An 18,224-nucleotide genomic window follows, 5' to 3' on the forward strand; every position below is an offset into this window, starting at 1 on the left:
AAATGAGAAAAAAGGGAGGAGAAAATGAGAGTTTCATGAGAATGTTAATCGTCCCACGAAATTGATATAACGTCACCGGAAACCGCATTGACCTGTACGGTCGCTTCTTCACCATTTTCTGCGTCAATATCAACAATATAGGAGCCGGCTTCTTCTTCATCCCCCAGCTCCACCTCATCAATCACACCCGGTACTTGCTTTAAAGCGATTTGTCCAGCTTCCTCCGGTGTCAGCTGTCGTGTTGTGTTTTCTGATCCTTGTTTCGGTTCTTTAGAAGGTGCTGCTTCCTGATTCGTGCGGGTCATTCCACTCAGTTCACCTGTTTCGCTGTCAACGGCCACTTTATATTCACCTTCTGCGACTTGAATCATATAAACAAATTGACCGTTTTCTTCTGTTGATTTGATCACTGTCCCGTTATATTGCTGCGCGAGTTTTTCACCAGCTTCCGCCATTGTAACGTCCGGCTGCCGGAATAACTGATATAGAAAAAAAACAGCAGCAGCCGCGACAGCAAGGATCAATACGATCAACATTTTCTTCATTTTCTTTCCTCCTGTTTTTCTTTTAGTGTACGGGAGGAAAATGAGAATTCGCTAAGAGTCAGGATCACAGTCGTGCCCATTCCTTCCTCACTTTCAATTCGGATACCCGCGTCAATGACAGCAGCCAATTCTTTTGCAAACGACAGCCCGAGCCCAAACCCGCCTGTTTTGCGTGACCGTGCTTTGTCGACCCGGTAAAACCGGTCAAAGACTTTTTCAAGATCAGAGGAAGGAATGCCAATCCCATAATCGATGATACGAATTTTCATCCTTTTCACTTCGATGTGAATATCGTCCTCAGAATATTTACGTGCGTTATCGAGAAAAATATATAGTAACTGGCGCAATTTAGCCCTGTCCGTTTTCATGCTGAATGGATCAATAATAGTGATCTCTACGTGCCGGCCATACGCTTTTTCAAAAGAGCCCGCTGCTTCTTCAACAAATCCAGGAATGTCGACTGTTTCCACGTTCATGTCCCATGTTTCTCCGCGTCTGGCGAGTGTAAGCAGCTGCTGTGTCAGCTCTTTCATGCGAATGGCTTCTTCATGAATCGCTTCGACTGATTCATCAAACAAATCCGGCCGGTCTTTGCCGCGCCGCCTCAATAAATTCGCGTATGATTCGATTACTGTCAGCGGTGTTTTCAATTCATGAGAGGCGTTTTGAACAAACGATTCCTGCTTCTGGTAATTTTCCCCCAGCAAGTCCATCATGTCATTAAACGTGCGCGCCATGTCTTGAAATTCATCGTGGCGTTTTTCATTTGTTTCAATCCGTTCGTACGTGCCGCTTTTTTGAATGCGGCGCATCGTTTGTGTCATATCTTCAACCGGATTTGAAATAATGGCGCTGAGCATACGTGCAGAGATAGCAGCGGGAATAACCGCTAAAAAGGACACTACGATGAGAACAATCCGCAAAATATCTAAAATACGGTCAGTCGCCTGCAAATTTTCCATCAGCTCAAGTGATGCCACTTCCCCAGCGCGCCAAATGACAGGGAGGGAAACACGCGCATAACGTGATGAATGTTCTTCAACGACCGTTTGCTGCTCTGACGTTTCAAAAACTGCTTCCCGTTCACGGAGTGCCGCGGCATTTGGCGATACGGAGACTCCGTCCACTGTGCCGTCCGACAAAACAACTCTCACCATGCCATCTGCCGGTGCGTATGCCCTGAGCAAATCACTGCTTACAATCGATTCAGCCGGGTTCGATACGCCACTGGTGATCCGCGCCGCATCCGCCGCTGTCCTCTCGACATCCGCTTCTTTGAGCATAATGGATGCTGCCGCATAAATGGCTGTATTCATCAGCACAACAATTGCGATGAGCAGTACGCTCGTCCCAAGATGGATTTTATTTTTCAGCTTCATGATTCTTTCAGCACGTAGCCGACGCCGCGCACCGTATGAATAAGCGGTCCATCAAACGGCTTGTCAATTTTGTTCCGCACGTAACGGATGTAAACGTCGACAACATTTGTGTCTCCATAGTAATCATATCCCCACACTCCGTCCAAAAGCTGCTCTCTCGATAAGACGTGCCGCTTGTTTTTCAGTAAATAAACGAGCAAATCATATTCACGTGGCGTCAAATCAATTAGTTGGCCGGCACGCTTTACTTCCCGCGATTCTTCGTTAACGGCTAAGTCCGCTGCTGATAAAGAAGCACTTTGGACTGTTGTGCGGAGTGCTGCCCGAATTCTGGCTAACAGTTCATCCATATCGAACGGTTTTGTTACATAGTCACTGGCGCCAAGATCAAGTCCGTCCACTTTATCGGCCACATCGTCTTTCGCCGTCAGCAAAATAACCGGCACACTGCTTCCTTGCCGGATTCGCCGCAGCACCCCCATGCCATCCAGCCCTGGCAGCATGACATCGAGCAGCACAAGATCAAATGTTTCTTCTCGAAATGCGGAAAGCGCATCCAGCCCATCCAGCACTTTTTTCGTCTCATAACCTTCATGCTCAAGCTCAAGTTCTAACACGCGGGCAATTCGTTCTTCATCCTCTACAATCAAAATACGCTGTCTGCCCACTTATTTCGCCTCCGGACCAAATTTGCCGGATTGATAGTCAAGAAACGCTTCCCGGATTTCTTGCTGTGTATTCATGACAAACGGACCATGTGTGATGATTGGATCTCCATGCGGTTTGCCGGAATAGATCAGCACTTTAGAACGTGCTTCTGATTTGATTTGAATGTCATGCCCTTTCGTTAATAGTGCGGCTTGACCTTTTTCCAACACTGTTTCATTTTCGCCAAAAGCACAGCGGCCGCCAAGCACATAAAAGAATGCAGTATGATCCGCTTCGAGTTTGTGTGTATACTGTTCACCGGCAGGCAGACTGATTTCAGCCATCGTGAACGGAACCAGCGGCTTCATCAGCCCTCCATTCCCTGCAAAAACACGAACTTGCGCCGGACCGATTTTTGTTACCGGTACATTTTCTGAGTAAATATCCTGGTAAAACGGTTCAGACTGTTTCAATGACGCCGGCAAATTCAGCCAAAGCTGGAGTGAATGAACGATATCCTCTGCGACGGGCTCTTCAGCATGGCGCGCGCCCGAACCGGCATTCATGTATTGAACGTCACCCGCGCTAAGAATGCCTCGGCCCCCTTTATTGTCAATATGCTCAAGACGGCCGTCAATAACGTATGTGATCGTTTGAAAACCTTTATGTGGATGATCACCGAATGTGCCCCGTTTAAACCAATCTTCCGCCAGTAAAATAAATGGATCAGCTTCCTCTATCATGTCCGGAGGCAGAACAAAGGCCTGCTGAACGTGCGGAAACCCTCTTTCATTAAATTGAATCGTCCATGACTTTTTGATCTCAGCCATTTTGACATCGCCCCTTTCGTTCTTTTTATTATCGTTGTGCTGCCACTTTTTGTCCAAAAAAAGACGATCTGTATGGGATCGTCATTACTCTCTAAAAAAATCATGTATAAGCATCATGAGGTCTTCGTTATGCGGAATGGTCTTGGCAACTGTTTCAATGATGAGCCGGCGAGGCGCCTGTTCCCTTATTTCATCCTGTAAAAATGCAAGGAGCTCTTCTGTACGCTCATCGGTTTTTTTTTGCATCGTGCCGATTTTTTGCATAAGCCGGCTTTTTTTTCGTTCTCGGATAAGAGTCTCTTCCGGCTGCCATTTTTCAAGCAGCTGCGGATCAAGAAGAGAGTCGTTTGTTATCACAATTTCCTCAACAGCTGCATCCACCCGTCGCATCGCATACGCGATAATGTCGTCCACCTTCACATTTCCTTCTACTGCCATGACGAAATGAATCGTATTTTGAATAATTCCGAACACCATTACGGCAATATCGACCGAATAAGGACGAACCCGTTCCCCGTACACTTCAACGAATCGTCTTTGCATCCAGCGCAGCTCATTGAAATGGTTCTGTTTGACAAACTTTTTCAAATCCTCGTCTTCTGATACAAATACACCTTGAAACAAAGCAAACAAATTATTTTCTTTATTCACTTCCATCTTCACTTTTACTTGTTGAATAAAAACACTTTTATCATGAATGGGACGCCCGGCAATCACTTCGGCGCGGCGCTCGTCCGCTTCAAAATTTATTTTCTCAAAAATACTGATCAGCAGCTCATTTTTTGACGGAAAGTAATTATAAAACGTTCCTTTTGAAATACCGCTTTGATCTAAAATATCCTGAACAGATGTTGCGGCATACCCTTTTTCGACAAAAAGGGCATGCGCAGCGTTCATTACGTTCTTTTTTCGTTCGTTCAATGGATTGCACTTCCTCTTTTTGAACTATCGGTCTATTTTGAGAATAAAGTAAAAATCCTTTCATTTCAAGGCTCTAAAATAAATCTTCATTTAATTGTTGATTTTTTTATACTATCGGTATATTATAAACACCTGTTAGAATAACAGTATAAAAATTATACTCACAGTATGTAAGAGGAGGATTTATTTTGAATACGCAAGGAACGATGGAAAAACCGCCGTATGCAATGATTGCCATTTTATTTGTCGGCGCGTTTGTTTCTCTTTTAAATGAAACGCTTTTGAATGTAGCACTTCCGTCTATTATGAAGGATTTCGATGTTTCCGCGTCAGCCGTGCAGTGGCTGTCCACCGGCTATATGCTCGTCAATGGCATTTTGATTCCAGCCAGTGCGTTTTTCATTCAAAAATTCACGAACCGGAATTTGTTTATTACCGCGATGATTTTATTTACGGCAGGCTCTGTTCTCGCGACACTTTCACCGACATTTGGTGTGTTGTTGGCCGCTCGGATGATTCAAGCGTCTGGCTCCGCGATTATGATGCCGCTCTTGATGAACGTCATGCTGGCAAGCTTTCCAGTTGAACGCCGCGGAGCAGCGATGGGGATTTTTGGGCTTGTCATGATTACAGCACCCGCGATTGGACCAACACTTTCCGGCTGGCTTATTGAGCATTATACATGGCGTACTTTGTTTGATGTCGTGATTCCAATTGCGGCGATTACGCTGATTTTCGCTTTCTTTAAACTGAAAAACATTACCCCACAGCGAAATATTTCCCTTGATGTTTTTTCGCTTATTTTATCCAGTATCGGATTCGGCGGGATTTTGTATGGGTTCAGCTCTGCAGGTGAAAAAGGCTGGGATTCGGTTCACGTTTATGGAGCGATTGCCGCTGGTGTCATCGGCCTTGTTTTGTTCGTTTTGCGCCAAATGAAGTTAGACGAACCGCTGCTTGAATTCCGGATTTATAAATATCCAATGTTCGCTCTTTCATCCGCAATTTCTGTTGTTCTCGCTATGGCTATGTTTTCCGCGATGCTATTAATGCCGATTTATGTGCAGACGATTCGCGGCATTTCCCCGTTTGATTCCGGTCTTCTCATGTTGCCGGGTGCGATCGTGATGGGAATTATGTCACCGATCACAGGCATTTTATTTGATAAAATCGGTGCGCGTATTTTAGCCATCATCGGATTATCTCTTACTATTTTAACGACGTTTATGTTCAGCAACTTAACGATGGATACATCGTACGGCTACATCATGTTTATTTACACACTGCGTATGTTTGGCATGTCGATGGTGATGATGCCGGTTATGACAAACGGCTTGAATCAGCTCCCACCAGCAATGAATCCGCACGGCACTGCGATGAACAATACACTTCAGCAAGTGTCCGGTGCAGTCGGATCAGCTTTCCTTGTGACACTTATGCAGAATCGGACCGAATCCGAAGCTGAGCGGCTTGCCGAATCAGCAGCGGGAGATCCTTCTGCTATGGCCAATATTGCCAATGAAGCCATGCTGAACGGAATCAATTTTTCGTTTACTGTCTCTGTATTTATCGCGATCGTTGCGCTTGTGCTCGCATTCTTTATGAAACGAGTGACTCCTTCAGAGAAGCCAGTCAAACAGCAGCAAGCCACGGGTTAAAAGTTAAAAGGTTGGTCACGACGAAAAATCGCCCTTTGCTGCTAACGGCAAGGGCGATTTTTCTTATCGTATAACTTTTGACAAGCTGTTAATGATGCCGGTATGCATGCCTTCATGGAACGTGACAAACTGAAGAACAGCTTCGACGGTTGTCATTTCAAGCGGCCCAATTTTGACCGATTGAGATGCATTGTCGCCGAGTTTTGCGGAAAAATGCCGTTCAATACGCCCCATTTGTTCTTGCAGAGCGCTTGTAATTTCTTCTTCTGATGGCACTTGCGCCGGCCAGTCGGATGGACGTGTCCCAGTTGCAAATAAAGCGCCCCATTCTGGATTTGCCACTTTATACGCATCATCTGCCAGATGTAAGAATCCTTCTGCAGATACAAAAATATGGCCTGCATTCCAGCGAATGTTGTTTGGAGACGAACCCGGCATCTCATCCCATTTTTCTTCTGGCGCCTTAGCCAACGTGCCAAGCACGGCATTTCTCGCAAAAATATATTGTTTAATCGACTCCATCAAAACTCCTCCTAATACTTCAAATCTTTTTTATCTTATCACAAAACATACTCCCGGCACTTTTCATAAAGCTTCGTTTTGCCGATTCCGAGCAGCCGGACCGCTTCGGTTTTGTTTGCCGATTGCTCAAGTGCAGCTTCAATCGCTCTTTTTTCCGCTGCCTGAATCGTTTGTTTTAATGGCAAAACGGCCATCGTTTGTCTGGCTGCAAGACTGTTTGTTTTATATAAAAGTTCTTCCTGCAAATAAAGCGGCAAATGGTCAATCCGAATCGCCGTACCTTCCATTACGTTTACAGCCCTCTCTAAAACGTTTTCCAGTTCACGAATATTGCCTGGCCAGCTATGAAGCATAAGCCTATTTTCCGCTTCTTTTGAAAGGGTGATCGACGGGCGGTCAAATTTTTTTGACAGCTTTTCTAATAGAATGGCTGCACCGGTAATACAAATTTTCACGAAATTCTCCCCGTCTTACCATTTCTTCCAAATCTCTTCTTCAATTTGTCTGATATTTAAGCCTTTACACTTCAACCGAAAAAAAAAAGCCGTTATAGGATCCGGACAGGCTCCTATAACGGCTTTCAATATCGTATTATTTTCCAATAAACATTTGTGTCCAGTGACCATCGACATAGCCGACACCAATGTGTGTAAAGTCAGCACTTAAAATATTTTTCCGGTGTCCATCGCTGTTCATCCATGCTTCCATAACCTCTTCAGGTGTCTGTTGGCCTTTAGCGATGTTTTCACCGGCTGCTTTGTACGTGATGCCAAATTGCTTCATCATGTCAAATGGAGATCCGTATGTTGGAGATTGGTGAGAAAAGTAGCCTTTATCTTTCATATCCTGAGATTTCGCACGAGCCACTTCACTAAGCTTTGTATCCAACTCCAATGCTTTTAATCCCGCTTTTGCACGTTCTTCATTGACAAGTTTAGCAACTTCTTGTTCAAAAGCATTAACTGATTTAGCATTAGTTGCTGTTTGGGCTGGTTGTGCCTGTTGCGGTGCTGCCTCAGCTGGTGCAGGCGTTTCCTGTTGCTGTGGCGCTGCCTTAGCTGGTGCAGGGGCTTCCTGTTGCTGTTGTGCTGCTACCGGTTGCTGAGCAACTGGGTTTTTCACCTGATAAGTGTATTTATATGTTTTATACTGAACTGTGTTTGCGACGTTGCAAGTCGGCGCTGCTGCTTCCGCTTGTCCTGCTGTAAATAGTCCAACGGAAATTAAACCGGCCATTGCGGCGATGCGGATATTTGCTTTCATAGTAGTAAAACCTCCTGCGTTTTTAAGTTCTGCCCGGGCTGCGTGATTACTATATCCCGAAACAAACCGCACCCGCAATAGATTTCACGATGGAAAATGATAGACTCATTTCATAATGGTAGTTTCCTTATTTGCCCATGCTACTCAGTCCATACACAGCAGGCGCTTCAAGATATCAGAAAAAGAGACTGCCAAACGAACGAAATAAAAGCGTAATTATAGCAACATAACTGTTACAAGGAAGTATTTTCATCAATACGAAAAAAATAATAACGAATGCCGGATGTGTGGGCTGGCGACGTTGTGTAGCTCCAATGACGATTTCGGCTGTTGGCTGTATGGGCGTTGACGAGCGGGACACCTTTATGATTGCTCACAACAATGGCTGCATGATCCATCCGTCCGTCTCCATCAAAATCATAAATAATAACATCTCCCGGCAGAAGTGTTTCAGGTGACGATTTTCTTGTTGCCTTTAATCCACTCTTTGATCCTTCTAAATACCACCTGAGTGAATGGGCAACACTCCAGCTGAAGCTCCACGTGCCGCCCCCAAGCCACCAGCCTTTCGCTCTATCTGGATATTCTCTCATCGGAGCACCGCCAGCTAACAAACATTGCGATACAAAATTGGTGCAGTCCACCGCGAACGATGGAAAAGCTGGATTATGGCTGTTCCACCACTTGTGCGCATAATGGACAGCTGCTTGGCGATTATACATGGCCATCCCCCCTTAAAGCATCATATGCTAAAAAAAGCATAGAAAAACCGGCCTGATTAAATCAGCCCGGTTTTGTTCACTTATAGGGTAACTCACAACGTTTAGTAGATGAAAACTCAATTCATCTCACTTTAAACCGCCGCGGTATAATTAATTCCACATTATTGTTTTTGATGTACCTAAACGACCTAAGCCCTGCCTTCTCTTAAGTCCTTGCAGCTCCGAAGCTGCTCCAGTGTGAATAAGTCTAGTCAACACTAGCAGAATGCCAGAATTTTATTAAAACGTTCTAAGTTACGATCTCTCAATGAATTTATATTATATCACCTGTTTCAAAACAAGTCAACACTAAAGTTATTCTCTAAAACCTAGACGATTTGAGATGTCCTTTCCTGCTTGAATCATGCGTTTTTGCAGTGGAAGGAGACGCTCATCGGTCATACGCAGTGTCGGTCCGGAAATGGACACAGCTGCGGCCACCGCCCCATTATGATCAAAAACGGGCGCGGCGATGCAGCGGATGCCTGGCTCGTTTTCTTCAAGATCCAGGGCATAACCATCTTTCTTCACATGTGCAAGCTCCTTTAAAAAAGATTCTTTCGTTGTAATCGTATGCTCCGTGTGAATCGGCAGCCCTTTTCTGTCTAAAATGTCAATCACTTCTGTTACAGGCAAATGAGCCAAAATGGCTTTGCCGACAGATGTGCAATGAACCGGCGCCCGCTTGCCAACTTTTGAATGCATCCGCAGCGCTTCGTATCCATCAAGCTTCTCAATGTAAACAACTTCCCCGCGGTCATACACAACGAGGTGGACAACTTCATTCGTTTCGGTTTCAAGCTGTTGCAGAACGTCCTGTGCCTCCGCCCTTACATCAAGTGAATCGAGCAGCTTTGAGCTGACGTCCAAAAACGCATAGCCGATCCGGTAACGGCCGGTTTCTTTTTGCTGCTCAATATATCCATATTGCTCGAGCGTGGCGAGTGTCCTGAATACCGAACTTTTATTAATATCCATCTGATTGGCAATTTCCGTTACGCCAAGCCCTGTTCTGGACGCACTGACAAGCGCGACAATGTCGAGCGCGCGCGCAACGGACTTTACCACATTTTCTCTTTCCACCCAGTTCACCTTCTTTCGAACAAGAAAAGCCGGCCGCAGCCAGCTCTTTCTTAAGATTTGATGCTGTATTTTTCTTTTGCTTCGAGCCGTTTTTTATGCAAAATCGGTTCCGTATAGCCATTTGGCTGTTCGTATCCTTTAAAGACAAGATCACACGCGGCGCTAAACGCGACTGAATCCTCATAGTTCGGCGCCATCGCCCGGTAGCCGGGATCTCCCTCATTTTGCTCATCAACAACTTTCGCCATTCGCTTCATCGTTTGCATTACTTGTTCTTCTGTGCAAATGCCATGATGCAGCCAGTTGGCTACGTGCTGGCTTGAAATACGGAGTGTCGCCCGGTCTTCCATCAGCCCGACATCATTAATATCCGGCACTTTCGAGCAGCCGACACCTTGCTCCACCCAGCGGACAACATAGCCTAAAATGCCCTGTGCGTTATTATCAAGCTCCTGCTGAATCTCTTCCCGGCTCCAGTTCGGCTCTGCCACAATCGGAATGTTCAAAATATCATCTCGGAAGCTGGACGGATTTTGGTTTAACTCCTTTTGCACGTTAAACACATGGACATCATGATAATGAAGCGCGTGTAAAACCGCCGCTGTCGGTGACGGCACCCACGCTGTATTGGCGCCAGCTTTCAGGTGGCCGATTTTTTGTTCAATCATATCCGCCATCAAATCAGGCATCGCCCACATTCCTTTGCCGATTTGCGCGCGGTGCTGGAATCCTGCGGCAAGACCGTTTGCAACGTTCGATTTTTCATAGGCTGTCAGCCATGTTGATGTTTTCATGTCGCCTTTTTTCATCATTGGGCCAGCTTCCATTGAGGTGTGCATTTCATCCCCTGTCCGGTCCAGGAAGCCCGTATTGATGAAAACAATTCGATTTTTAACCGCAGCGATGCAATTTTTCAAATTAAGCGAGGTGCGCCGCTCTTCATCCATAACACCGATTTTCAGCGTATAGCGCGGCATTTCGAGCAAATCCTCCACGCGGTCAAACAATTCATTGGCATACGCCACTTCCTCAGAACCATGCATCTTTGGTTTTACGATATAAATGGAACCTTTTCTTGAGTTAGATAGCGCAGGCGTGCCAAGTGCAGCTTGTTTCGCAATCGCACTGGTGATGACACCGTCCAAAATGCCTTCAAAAATTTCATCGCCATTTTCGTCTAAAATAGCATTGTTCGTCATCAAATGACCGACATTTCGCACAAACATCATGGAACGTCCATGCAATGTAAACGTTTCCCCATCTGCTGATGTATAGATGCGATCCGGATTAAGCGTCCGGCTTAAACTTTTGCCGCCTTTTGTGAATGTTGCAGATAAATTTCCCTGCATGAGGCCGAACCAATTTTTATAGACAAGCACTTTATCTTCCGCATCTACCGCTGTAACGGAATCTTCACAGTCCATAATGGTTGTCACGGCCGCTTCCATTAAAATATCTTTCACGCCAGCCGGGTCTGATGCACCAATCGGATGGTTCGGATCCACCTGTATTTCAAAATGAAGACCATTATTTTGGAGCAAAATACCTGTTTCCGCCATTCCTTTTAACTGACTTGGATCTTTAAGTGTCGTCTGGCCATTTTCAAACGAAATGGTCAACCGCCCATCTTCCACACGATAGCCTGTTGCATCCTGATGCGATCCATTCGAAAGCGGAGCGGCCTGATCTAAGAAGCGGCGCGCAAAAGCGATAACTTTTTCACCACGAACCGGATTATAGCTTGCAGATTTCTCCGCACCATCCGCCTCAGAAATCGCATCCGTTCCGTATAACGCGTCATAAAGACTGCCCCATCTTGCATTCGCCGCATTTATCGCATAACGGGCATTATTAACTGGTACAACGAGCTGAGGTCCGGCTTGGATGGCAATCTCTTCATCTACATTTTCAGTCGCAATTTTAAAATCATCCACTTCTGGTTCTAAATAACCAATTTCCTCTAAATATGTTTTGTATGCTTTAAAGTCAAATGACCGCTCTTTATGCCAGTCGTTTATTTTCGACTGAAACTCGTCCCGCCGCTTAAGCAACGCACGGTTTTTCGGTGATAAGTCTGATACAAGGCTGCTAAACCCTTTCCAAAATGCTTCCTGCTCCACCCCTGCCGCAGGAATCACACTGCTATTCACAAAATCAAACAACCGTGAATCCACTTGTAATGAACCTGCCTTCACATAATTCCCCATGTAAAACATCCCCTTTGTTTCGTATTACGCAACATCGTTTCAAAAATGTTATAAAAAAAGAGTAGCATGGCTTTCAGAAAATTTCAACTAATTTCTGAAAGCCCTTTTTTCATTTTTTCCACATTTTCATAACAATCGGATACAGCTTCACCATCGCAAAAAACACAATCAACCATACAATGATTTGAAAAACAAGATTGTTCATGTCCACATTCTCCTTTGTTATTTAGTATAACAAAAAATCCGACATATTTTAACATGTGAAGGTCCAGGCTAGTCACTTGCCTATTTGGCGGACGAATTTCAGCGGTCTGTCCTTCAATTTAAGTTAAAATGAACAAGTAATTGTATCAGAAACACCCAAAGTGTGAGATAATAGATAGGATTGACCAACAAACCCGGGGGTGACGTTAATGTCTTATTACAGCAAAAACCGTACGGAGCCATTGCCAAACGTTGATATCGCGACGTGGGAATGCACGTCGGATGGCTGCAAAGGCTGGATGAGAAAAAACTTTTCAGAAGATGATTCACCGTCGTGCCCATTTTGTGGAAGTGAAATGGAGAACGGAACCCGGCTCACGAACTCGCTGCAAAACAATACGTTTCGTAAACCGGCAGATGCCGAACAAAAAAAAGCGTGATTCCACATGGGAATCCGCTTTTTCTTTTTAGACGAGCGCTTCAATAAAAAACCAGCCAATCATGATCAACTGAATGACAATTTTGGCGAATGTTCCGCTTAAAAAAGCAACCAGTGTCGCATACGCTACGAGAAATGCCTGCTTTACGTTTTTCAAAATGATCAGTTCTACGACGAGGACCGCAATGAATGGGACGACGATAATGCCAAACGGCGGAATAATAAACGAACCGGCAATAAGCGCGATCACCGCCGTCCACTCGCCCCATTTTGATCCGCCGTATTTTTTCACAAAATAACTATTAGAAAAAAAATCGGCTAAAAACATAAGAATGGTTAAAAAAAGCATTCCAATCCAAAAAACGATGGATAATTCTTCGCGGCTAATGCCAACATAATAAAGACCGAACCCTGCCCATAAAACAAGCACGGACGGTACAATCGGAAAAATGAAGCCAACAAAGCTTGCAATAAACAATAAAATAATGACGATCCAAATGAAAATAGACATACACAATCCCCTCTTCTCTGTTATGATAGCATTGTACCATTATGCAAAAGAATAGGAAGTGATTCACATTGATCAATATTGAGCTGCCACAGGCTGACTACATTTTGACAAGAAAACGAAACCCGGAAGATACGAGCGAAGCGGCGATTGCCCGGGAATACGGATTTACTGATTATCATAAAATCCCACGCGATAAAGCGGGCGTGTTTATGTTTTACGATGCACAGGACCGTCTTTTATTCGTCGGGAAAGCACGCAAGCTGCGCATGCGGATCCGCAAGCATTTCGAAGACAACGTATCCGACATTAAAAACCATCGCGATGATGTGCACAAAATTGTGGTACTCGTAGTCGACGATCCAATGGAACGGGATATTTACGAAACGTACATCATTAATACGCTGGAAGCGAAATACAATACAGATAAAGCATTTTTTCGTTCATAATGATGTAGCCGGCTGCTTAAAGCCGGTCTTTTTTTATGTAATAGGCAATTGGATTTCAATCGTTGTCCCTTTCTCTGCTTCACTTGAAATGTTCAATTCGCCGCCATGGCTTTCAATAATTTTCATGCACGTCATGAGACCGAGACCGGTTCCATTTTCTTTCGTTGTATAAAAAGGCTCACCAAGCTTCGGTATATGCTCGGCCGGAATACCAACTCCTTCGTCAATAACGCGAATCGTAATAAAGCGGCTTCTCCGCCTCATTTCCACACTGATCACCCCGCCGGCCGGCATTGCTTCAATTGCATTTTTCAGCACATTGAGAAAAACCTGCTTCAACTGGTTTTCTTCACAATAAAGAGGCGGCAAGTCCGGTTCAATCTCCAAATTGATTCGAACATTTTCCATTGATGCCTGTGATTGAATTAAAGCGACGACATCTTCCAGGATCGCTGTGACAGCCTGCTTTTTATATACAACATCTACTGGTTTTGAAATGCCTAAAAGCTCACTCACGATAAGATTGATTCGGTCCAGCTCAGTCATCATAATTTCATAATAATCATCCCTATGTTCACCTTGCATGCGCGACAATTGAAGAAACCCTTTAATCGATGTGAGCGGATTTCGAATTTCATGGGCAATCCCTGCCGCAAGCTGGCCTACTAACGCCAGCTTCTCAGATTTTTGCACGAGCTGGGCTGTTTGCGCTTTTTGAGATGTTAAATCTTTTACGATCGACAAGACAGCTTTTTTTCCTTGAAAAGTCATAAATAACGAAGAAACGCCACATGGCATGACGCGTCCATCAAGACATGTTAATTCTTTTTCTGTATTCATTACCGGCGTTTTTTCTTTATATATTTGTTCAATATGCTGTATCGACAGCTTTTGATCATCCGATTTGATAAATGCGTAAATCGATTTCCCGATTAATTCTTTTTTTCCGGAAGCAGCCAGCAGTCCCTCTCCCGCTTTGTTGACGTACAAAATCGTTTCGCCTTCATGAATAAACACCGCTTCCGGAAGCAGTTCCACCAATTGCCGGTAGCTTTCCGCACTTTCTTCTCGACGCTTTCCCTCCAGCTTGACCAGATCGTATTTCCAGCCTAATAAATAAGCGAGACTAGTCACTACGATAAAATCAACCAGTTCTTTTTCAACGCGTTCTTTGAAAATGAGAAGATGAATGAGTGTTAATACGACGGAGGCAGCTACCATCACAATTCGTCCTAAGTAAATCATATTTAGCCCCTTTTAATAGGATTTGATCAAAGAATGATTTTACGCGATAACCAGTCAAAAACCTACCGTTTTCGTTCGTTAAATCTCGACATGTTTGTAAGGTTTTCAGAAGTTTTGTCGAACAAGTATAATTGATGGCGGCTTTTTCGTATACTAAATGCTGTTCCTTTTTAATATAGGAAAAGAGCTTTTTTATGGAGGAATAGCCATGAATAATATAACAACCAGCGATGAATTAATGAAAAAAATTAAAACCGTTCGCCGTGAAATGATTGCCACGGGCACAGCAAAAGGGCTGAATCATATAGAAACAATTCAATACAGCCAAATGCTGGACCAGCTCATGAACCAGTTTCAATCTTCCAGCAAGTTTTAACACTCAATCGTAAAAGAGAGGCCTCGCGTAAATATGCGGTGGCCTCTCTTTGTACATTTTGACTTTGTTGACCAGTTCCTGCAGATAAGCAAAAATTTCCGAGTATCATAAAAAGTAAATGAAACAAAAAAAATCAGCTCCGGATAGGAACTGATTTTTTTGCCGCCTTTGCCGTATTATAAAGTATAAGAAAGTTTTAAACCACCACTCCTCAAAGTGGGTGTTCGCAAAAACGTTCATGTCTGTCCTCCTTGCCGAATCGGCAGAGGCCCGTCAATCCCGTCTCGATGTTAAACTCCCTATTACAGCTTAAAGGTTAAAACTTAATTATTGAAACACGTACAACGCAGCTGTATTTGTATCTTACCCTTTTTTCATCCGGAAGGCAAGTCATTTTATTTTGCCCCACGAAATATTCCTGCTACACTAAGCACATCAAAACCATCACATAGAAAGAAGTGTACTTATACAATGTCTATTCTTTATTCAGTCCTTGACCTTGCGCCCATTACAGCCGGCGGTACCCCGGCGGATTCTTTTCGAAATTCCGCTGATCTCGCCCGTCACGCGGAGGAATGGGGCTATAACCGCTATTGGCTGGCAGAACATCATAATATGCCGGGCATTGCAAGCTCGGCAACATCTGTTGTTATTGGGCACATCGCTTCAGCAACGAAAACAATCCGCGTTGGTTCCGGAGGCATTATGCTTCCTAACCATGCACCGCTCGTTATCGCCGAACAATTTGGCACACTAGAGTCTCTTTTCCCTGGACGCATTGATCTCGGACTTGGCCGTGCACCAGGAACGGATCAAATGACGATGCGTGCGCTGCGCCGTCAAAACATGAGCGACGGCCATGATTTCCCTGAACAGCTGGAAGAACTTCGCGGCTATTTTGAAGGAAGAAATCATATTCATGCTGTGCCGGGTGAAGGACTGAACATTCCGATCTGGCTTCTTGGTTCAAGCGGCTTTAGCGCCCGGCTTGCCGGTGATCTCGGTTTGCCGTTTTCATTTGCGAGCCATTTCTCACCGGATAATACAATGCCGGCATTGGCGCTTTATCGCCGGCATTTCACACCATCTGACGTTCTTAAAAAACCACATGCAATGCTTGGGGTTAATGTTATTGCCGCTGATACGGACGCAGAAGCGGAACGCCTTGCCACATCGATGCAGCAGCAGTTTTTAAACTTAATTCGAAACAACGCAGTACCGCTTCAGCCGCCTGTTGACAGTATGGACGGCATTTGGAGTGAATTTGAAAAAGCGGCTCTTCAGCAGCAGCTCGGCTCGTCTATTATTGGCGGACCAGAAACAGTAAAAGAAAAACTCTCTGCTTTTATCGAAGACACTGCTGCTGACGAGTTAATGATCAATGCACAAATTTTTGACCACGATGCAAGACTGCGGTCATTTGAAATTGTTGCCGACATTCTAAAATAAAAAGTCATTTTACTATTAAGGTACCATCACGTAAAAAATCCCCTTCATCGCAATGAAGGGGATTTTGCTTTTAATATGGATCAGCCTCGTGTCCTTTTTCTTTCGCATTCCCAGCAGCTTCATCGGCCGCTGCAGATCCTGTATTGTGTTTTGATTCACTGTCCATTTCCTTGTTTGCTTTTTCAAGCCCTTCTGCTACACGGCGGCCATATTCTTCATCTGCTTTCGTGAAATGCTCAATCATCTGTTTTTGAATTTCCGGATGAGATACTTTAAGCGCGTCCACTAGATTGCTGATTAATTCATCTCTTTCCCAATCTTCAAAGCTGCGGTACGTATCTCCCGCCTGTCCATATTCATTTTTGCGCTCAATTGCTTCTCTGACCAATTTCCCGTTGTAGGCAGGCTCATGCACTTTTCCAACCTGTTCGGATTCTTTCAAGCCGCCAAGAATGGACGGCTCGTAATTCACATGTGGATTTTGACCCGAATCCACATAATGAGCATTCTGGCCATCGCGCTGATTCGTTGCCACCCGTTTTTTCGGCTTGTTAATCGGCACCTGTAAATAGTTTGCCCCTACACGATAACGCTGCGTATCAGAGTAAGAAAACGTGCGGCCCTGCAGCATCTTATCATCTGAGAAATCCAGTCCGTCCACAAGGACACCTGTCCCAAACGCTGCCTGCTCCACTTCCGCGAAAAAGTTTTCCGGATTTTTATTCAGCACCATTTTCCCTACTGGAAGGAACGGGAATTGATCTGCTGGCCACAATTTCGTATCATCCAGCGGATCAAAATCAAGTTCCGGATGCTCCTCGTCACTCATCATTTGAATGCAAAGCTCCCATTCCGGGTAATCCCCTTTGTCGATCGCTTCATAAAGGTCTTGTGTGGCATGACTCGTGTTCATTCCTTGAATTTCATTCGCTTCTTTTTGCGTTAAGTTTTTAATGCCCTGCTTTATCGGTTCCCAATGGTATTTTACCAGGATCGCTTCTCCTTCCTGGTTCACCCATTTGTATGTGTTAACCCCTGAGCCCTGCATCTGCCGGTAGTTCGCTGGAATGCCCCATGGTGAAAACAAGAAGGTAATCATGTGAATCGCTTCCGGTGACTGTGAAACAAAATCAAACATCCGCTCCGGATTTTGAATATTTGTGACAGGATCCGGCTTAAATGCGTGAATCATATCAGGGAATTTTAATGGGTCACGGATAAAGAATATTTTTAAGTTGTTGCCGACAAGATCCCAGTTTCCATCTTCGGTGTAAAATTTCACGGCAAATCCGCGTGGATCACGTGCTGTTTCAGGAGATTCCTTCGCTCCTGCTACAGTTGAAAATCGAACAAAAACTGGTGTCTGCTTGCCAGCTCCATGAAATACTTTCGCCCGCGTATATTTTGAAACGTCTTCATCTCCTACTTTTCCATACGTCTCAAAATAACCGTGTGCTCCGGCGCCGCGTGCATGCACAACCCGCTCCGGTATACGCTCACGATCAAAATGAGAAATTTTTTCAATAAAATCGTAATTTTCTAATGTGGAAGGCCCGCGATTTCCGACTGTTCTGATATTTTGGTTGTCAGTAACTGGATGTCCCTGGCGGTTGGTTAGTGTTCCTTCCGCTTCACCGGTACCCATTTTTTTCTTCTCCTCGTTTTCCACTTCCATTCCTCCCTGACTTTTTTATTCAAACCTCTACTATTTATATCCTTTTTTGAGAAAAAATAAAC

General features: G+C 44.6%; 19 protein-coding genes and 1 other RNA gene. 5 read left to right on the plus strand and 15 right to left on the minus strand.

Features of this window, described 5'->3' with window-relative positions:
• Window positions 1-44: 44 nt before the first annotated feature.
• From VQ00_RS17705 to VQ00_RS08805, 5 genes are all read right to left on the minus strand, one after another.
• Window positions 45-545, minus strand: a complete 501-nt coding sequence (locus VQ00_RS17705; protein WP_052728427.1) for a PepSY domain-containing protein — start codon at window positions 543-545, stop codon at window positions 45-47.
• Window positions 542-1,924 carry a sensor histidine kinase gene (locus VQ00_RS08790; RefSeq protein ID WP_046179773.1) on the minus strand — a complete coding sequence of 461 codons (1,383 nt, stop codon included), beginning with the start codon at window positions 1,922-1,924 and terminating at the stop codon, window positions 542-544. Before VQ00_RS08790 ends, VQ00_RS17705 begins: the two co-directional genes overlap by 4 nt.
• On the minus strand, window positions 1,921-2,592 hold the full coding sequence (locus tag VQ00_RS08795) for a response regulator transcription factor (RefSeq protein WP_046179774.1): 672 nt from the start codon (window positions 2,590-2,592) through the stop codon (window positions 1,921-1,923). Before VQ00_RS08795 ends, VQ00_RS08790 begins: the two co-directional genes overlap by 4 nt.
• On the minus strand, window positions 2,593-3,402 hold the full coding sequence (locus tag VQ00_RS08800) for a pirin family protein (RefSeq protein ID WP_046179775.1): 810 nt from the start codon (window positions 3,400-3,402) through the stop codon (window positions 2,593-2,595).
• Between the two features lie 84 nt (window positions 3,403-3,486).
• Window positions 3,487-4,323: a TetR/AcrR family transcriptional regulator gene (locus VQ00_RS08805; RefSeq protein WP_046179776.1), complete on the minus strand. Its 837-nt coding sequence runs from the start codon at window positions 4,321-4,323 to the stop codon at window positions 3,487-3,489.
• Window positions 4,324-4,529: 206 nt separating this feature from the next.
• On the opposite strand from VQ00_RS08805, the gene VQ00_RS08810 reads away from it, so the two are divergent.
• The gene (locus VQ00_RS08810; protein ID WP_046179938.1) at window positions 4,530-5,981 is read left to right on the plus strand and encodes a DHA2 family efflux MFS transporter permease subunit; all 1,452 of its coding nucleotides are present in this window, start codon (window positions 4,530-4,532) and stop codon (window positions 5,979-5,981) included.
• Window positions 5,982-6,044: 63 nt separating this feature from the next.
• Here VQ00_RS08810 and VQ00_RS08815 read toward each other — a convergent pair whose 3' ends face one another.
• From VQ00_RS08815 to VQ00_RS08840, 6 genes are all read right to left on the minus strand, one after another.
• A complete protein-coding gene (locus tag VQ00_RS08815) occupies window positions 6,045-6,503 on the minus strand; it encodes a DinB family protein (protein WP_046179777.1) in 459 nt (152 codons plus the stop codon).
• Between the two features lie 38 nt (window positions 6,504-6,541).
• Window positions 6,542-6,958 (minus strand): AAA-type ATPase lid domain-containing protein, encoded by a 417-nt coding sequence (locus VQ00_RS08820; protein ID WP_052728429.1) that lies wholly within the window; start codon window positions 6,956-6,958, stop codon window positions 6,542-6,544.
• A gap of 136 nt (window positions 6,959-7,094) precedes the next feature.
• Window positions 7,095-7,766 carry a CAP domain-containing protein gene (locus VQ00_RS08825; RefSeq protein ID WP_046179778.1) on the minus strand — a complete coding sequence of 224 codons (672 nt, stop codon included), beginning with the start codon at window positions 7,764-7,766 and terminating at the stop codon, window positions 7,095-7,097.
• Window positions 7,767-7,999: 233 nt separating this feature from the next.
• Window positions 8,000-8,488, minus strand: a complete 489-nt coding sequence (locus VQ00_RS08830) for an amidase domain-containing protein (RefSeq protein WP_245618091.1) — start codon at window positions 8,486-8,488, stop codon at window positions 8,000-8,002.
• Window positions 8,489-8,842: 354 nt separating this feature from the next.
• Window positions 8,843-9,610, minus strand: coding sequence for an IclR family transcriptional regulator (locus tag VQ00_RS08835; protein WP_046179780.1), 768 nt, complete (start codon window positions 9,608-9,610; stop codon window positions 8,843-8,845).
• Window positions 9,611-9,660: 50 nt separating this feature from the next.
• Window positions 9,661-11,817, minus strand: coding sequence for a malate synthase G (locus VQ00_RS08840; RefSeq protein WP_046179781.1), 2,157 nt, complete (start codon window positions 11,815-11,817; stop codon window positions 9,661-9,663).
• A 413-nt stretch (window positions 11,818-12,230) separates the two neighbouring features.
• Between VQ00_RS08840 and VQ00_RS08845 the strand changes: the two genes are divergently transcribed.
• Entirely contained in the window at window positions 12,231-12,461 is a 231-nt protein-coding gene (locus VQ00_RS08845) for a cold-shock protein (RefSeq protein ID WP_046179782.1), read from the plus strand.
• 27 nt (window positions 12,462-12,488) lie between these two features.
• Here VQ00_RS08845 and VQ00_RS08850 read toward each other — a convergent pair whose 3' ends face one another.
• Window positions 12,489-12,971 carry a DUF456 domain-containing protein gene (locus tag VQ00_RS08850; RefSeq protein WP_046179783.1) on the minus strand — a complete coding sequence of 161 codons (483 nt, stop codon included), beginning with the start codon at window positions 12,969-12,971 and terminating at the stop codon, window positions 12,489-12,491.
• 68 nt (window positions 12,972-13,039) lie between these two features.
• Between VQ00_RS08850 and VQ00_RS08855 the strand changes: the two genes are divergently transcribed.
• Window positions 13,040-13,417, plus strand: coding sequence for a nucleotide excision repair endonuclease (locus VQ00_RS08855; protein ID WP_046179784.1), 378 nt, complete (start codon window positions 13,040-13,042; stop codon window positions 13,415-13,417).
• A 33-nt stretch (window positions 13,418-13,450) separates the two neighbouring features.
• On the opposite strand, the gene VQ00_RS08860 is transcribed toward VQ00_RS08855, so the two are convergent.
• Window positions 13,451-14,662 (minus strand): ATP-binding protein, encoded by a 1,212-nt coding sequence (locus tag VQ00_RS08860; RefSeq protein WP_046179785.1) that lies wholly within the window; start codon window positions 14,660-14,662, stop codon window positions 13,451-13,453.
• Window positions 14,663-14,870: 208 nt separating this feature from the next.
• Between VQ00_RS08860 and VQ00_RS18085 the strand changes: the two genes are divergently transcribed.
• Window positions 14,871-15,038, plus strand: a complete 168-nt coding sequence (locus VQ00_RS18085) for an aspartyl-phosphate phosphatase Spo0E family protein (RefSeq protein ID WP_082091515.1) — start codon at window positions 14,871-14,873, stop codon at window positions 15,036-15,038.
• Between the two features lie 155 nt (window positions 15,039-15,193).
• On the opposite strand, the gene ssrS is transcribed toward VQ00_RS18085, so the two are convergent.
• Window positions 15,194-15,394, minus strand: a non-coding RNA gene (ssrS, locus tag VQ00_RS18090) — 6S RNA.
• Window positions 15,395-15,509: 115 nt separating this feature from the next.
• Between ssrS and VQ00_RS08865 the strand changes: the two genes are divergently transcribed.
• Complete coding sequence (locus VQ00_RS08865) at window positions 15,510-16,487, plus strand: LLM class flavin-dependent oxidoreductase (RefSeq protein WP_046179786.1); 978 nt, start codon at window positions 15,510-15,512, stop codon at window positions 16,485-16,487.
• A gap of 70 nt (window positions 16,488-16,557) precedes the next feature.
• On the opposite strand, the gene VQ00_RS08870 is transcribed toward VQ00_RS08865, so the two are convergent.
• Window positions 16,558-18,162 (minus strand): catalase, encoded by a 1,605-nt coding sequence (locus VQ00_RS08870; protein WP_046179787.1) that lies wholly within the window; start codon window positions 18,160-18,162, stop codon window positions 16,558-16,560.
• Window positions 18,163-18,224: the final 62 nt, after the last annotated feature.

The organism is Domibacillus tundrae (genome assembly GCF_000970675.1).
Classification (GTDB): Bacteria; Bacillota; Bacilli; order Bacillales; family Domibacillaceae; genus Domibacillus; species Domibacillus tundrae.

Coding starts and splice junctions, on each gene's coding strand:
- VQ00_RS17705 (WP_052728427.1), bottom strand. CDS start 545: ATGAAGAAAATGTTGATCGTATTGATCCTTGCTGTCGCGGCTGCTGCT.
- VQ00_RS08790 (WP_046179773.1), bottom strand. CDS start 1,924: ATGAAGCTGAAAAATAAAATCCATCTTGGGACGAGCGTACTGCTCATC.
- VQ00_RS08800 (WP_046179775.1), bottom strand. CDS start 3,402: ATGGCTGAGATCAAAAAGTCATGGACGATTCAATTTAATGAAAGAGGG.
- VQ00_RS08810 (WP_046179938.1), top strand. CDS start 4,530: ATGGAAAAACCGCCGTATGCAATGATTGCCATTTTATTTGTCGGCGCG.
- VQ00_RS08815 (WP_046179777.1), bottom strand. CDS start 6,503: ATGGAGTCGATTAAACAATATATTTTTGCGAGAAATGCCGTGCTTGGC.
- VQ00_RS08825 (WP_046179778.1), bottom strand. CDS start 7,766: ATGAAAGCAAATATCCGCATCGCCGCAATGGCCGGTTTAATTTCCGTT.
- VQ00_RS08830 (WP_245618091.1), bottom strand. CDS start 8,488: ATGTATAATCGCCAAGCAGCTGTCCATTATGCGCACAAGTGGTGGAAC.
- VQ00_RS08840 (WP_046179781.1), bottom strand. CDS start 11,817: ATGGGGAATTATGTGAAGGCAGGTTCATTACAAGTGGATTCACGGTTG.
- VQ00_RS08845 (WP_046179782.1), top strand. CDS start 12,231: ATGTCTTATTACAGCAAAAACCGTACGGAGCCATTGCCAAACGTTGAT.
- VQ00_RS08850 (WP_046179783.1), bottom strand. CDS start 12,971: ATGTCTATTTTCATTTGGATCGTCATTATTTTATTGTTTATTGCAAGC.
- VQ00_RS08860 (WP_046179785.1), bottom strand. CDS start 14,662: ATGATTTACTTAGGACGAATTGTGATGGTAGCTGCCTCCGTCGTATTA.
- VQ00_RS18085 (WP_082091515.1), top strand. CDS start 14,871: ATGAATAATATAACAACCAGCGATGAATTAATGAAAAAAATTAAAACC.
- VQ00_RS08865 (WP_046179786.1), top strand. CDS start 15,510: ATGTCTATTCTTTATTCAGTCCTTGACCTTGCGCCCATTACAGCCGGC.
- VQ00_RS08870 (WP_046179787.1), bottom strand. CDS start 18,162: ATGGAAGTGGAAAACGAGGAGAAGAAAAAAATGGGTACCGGTGAAGCG.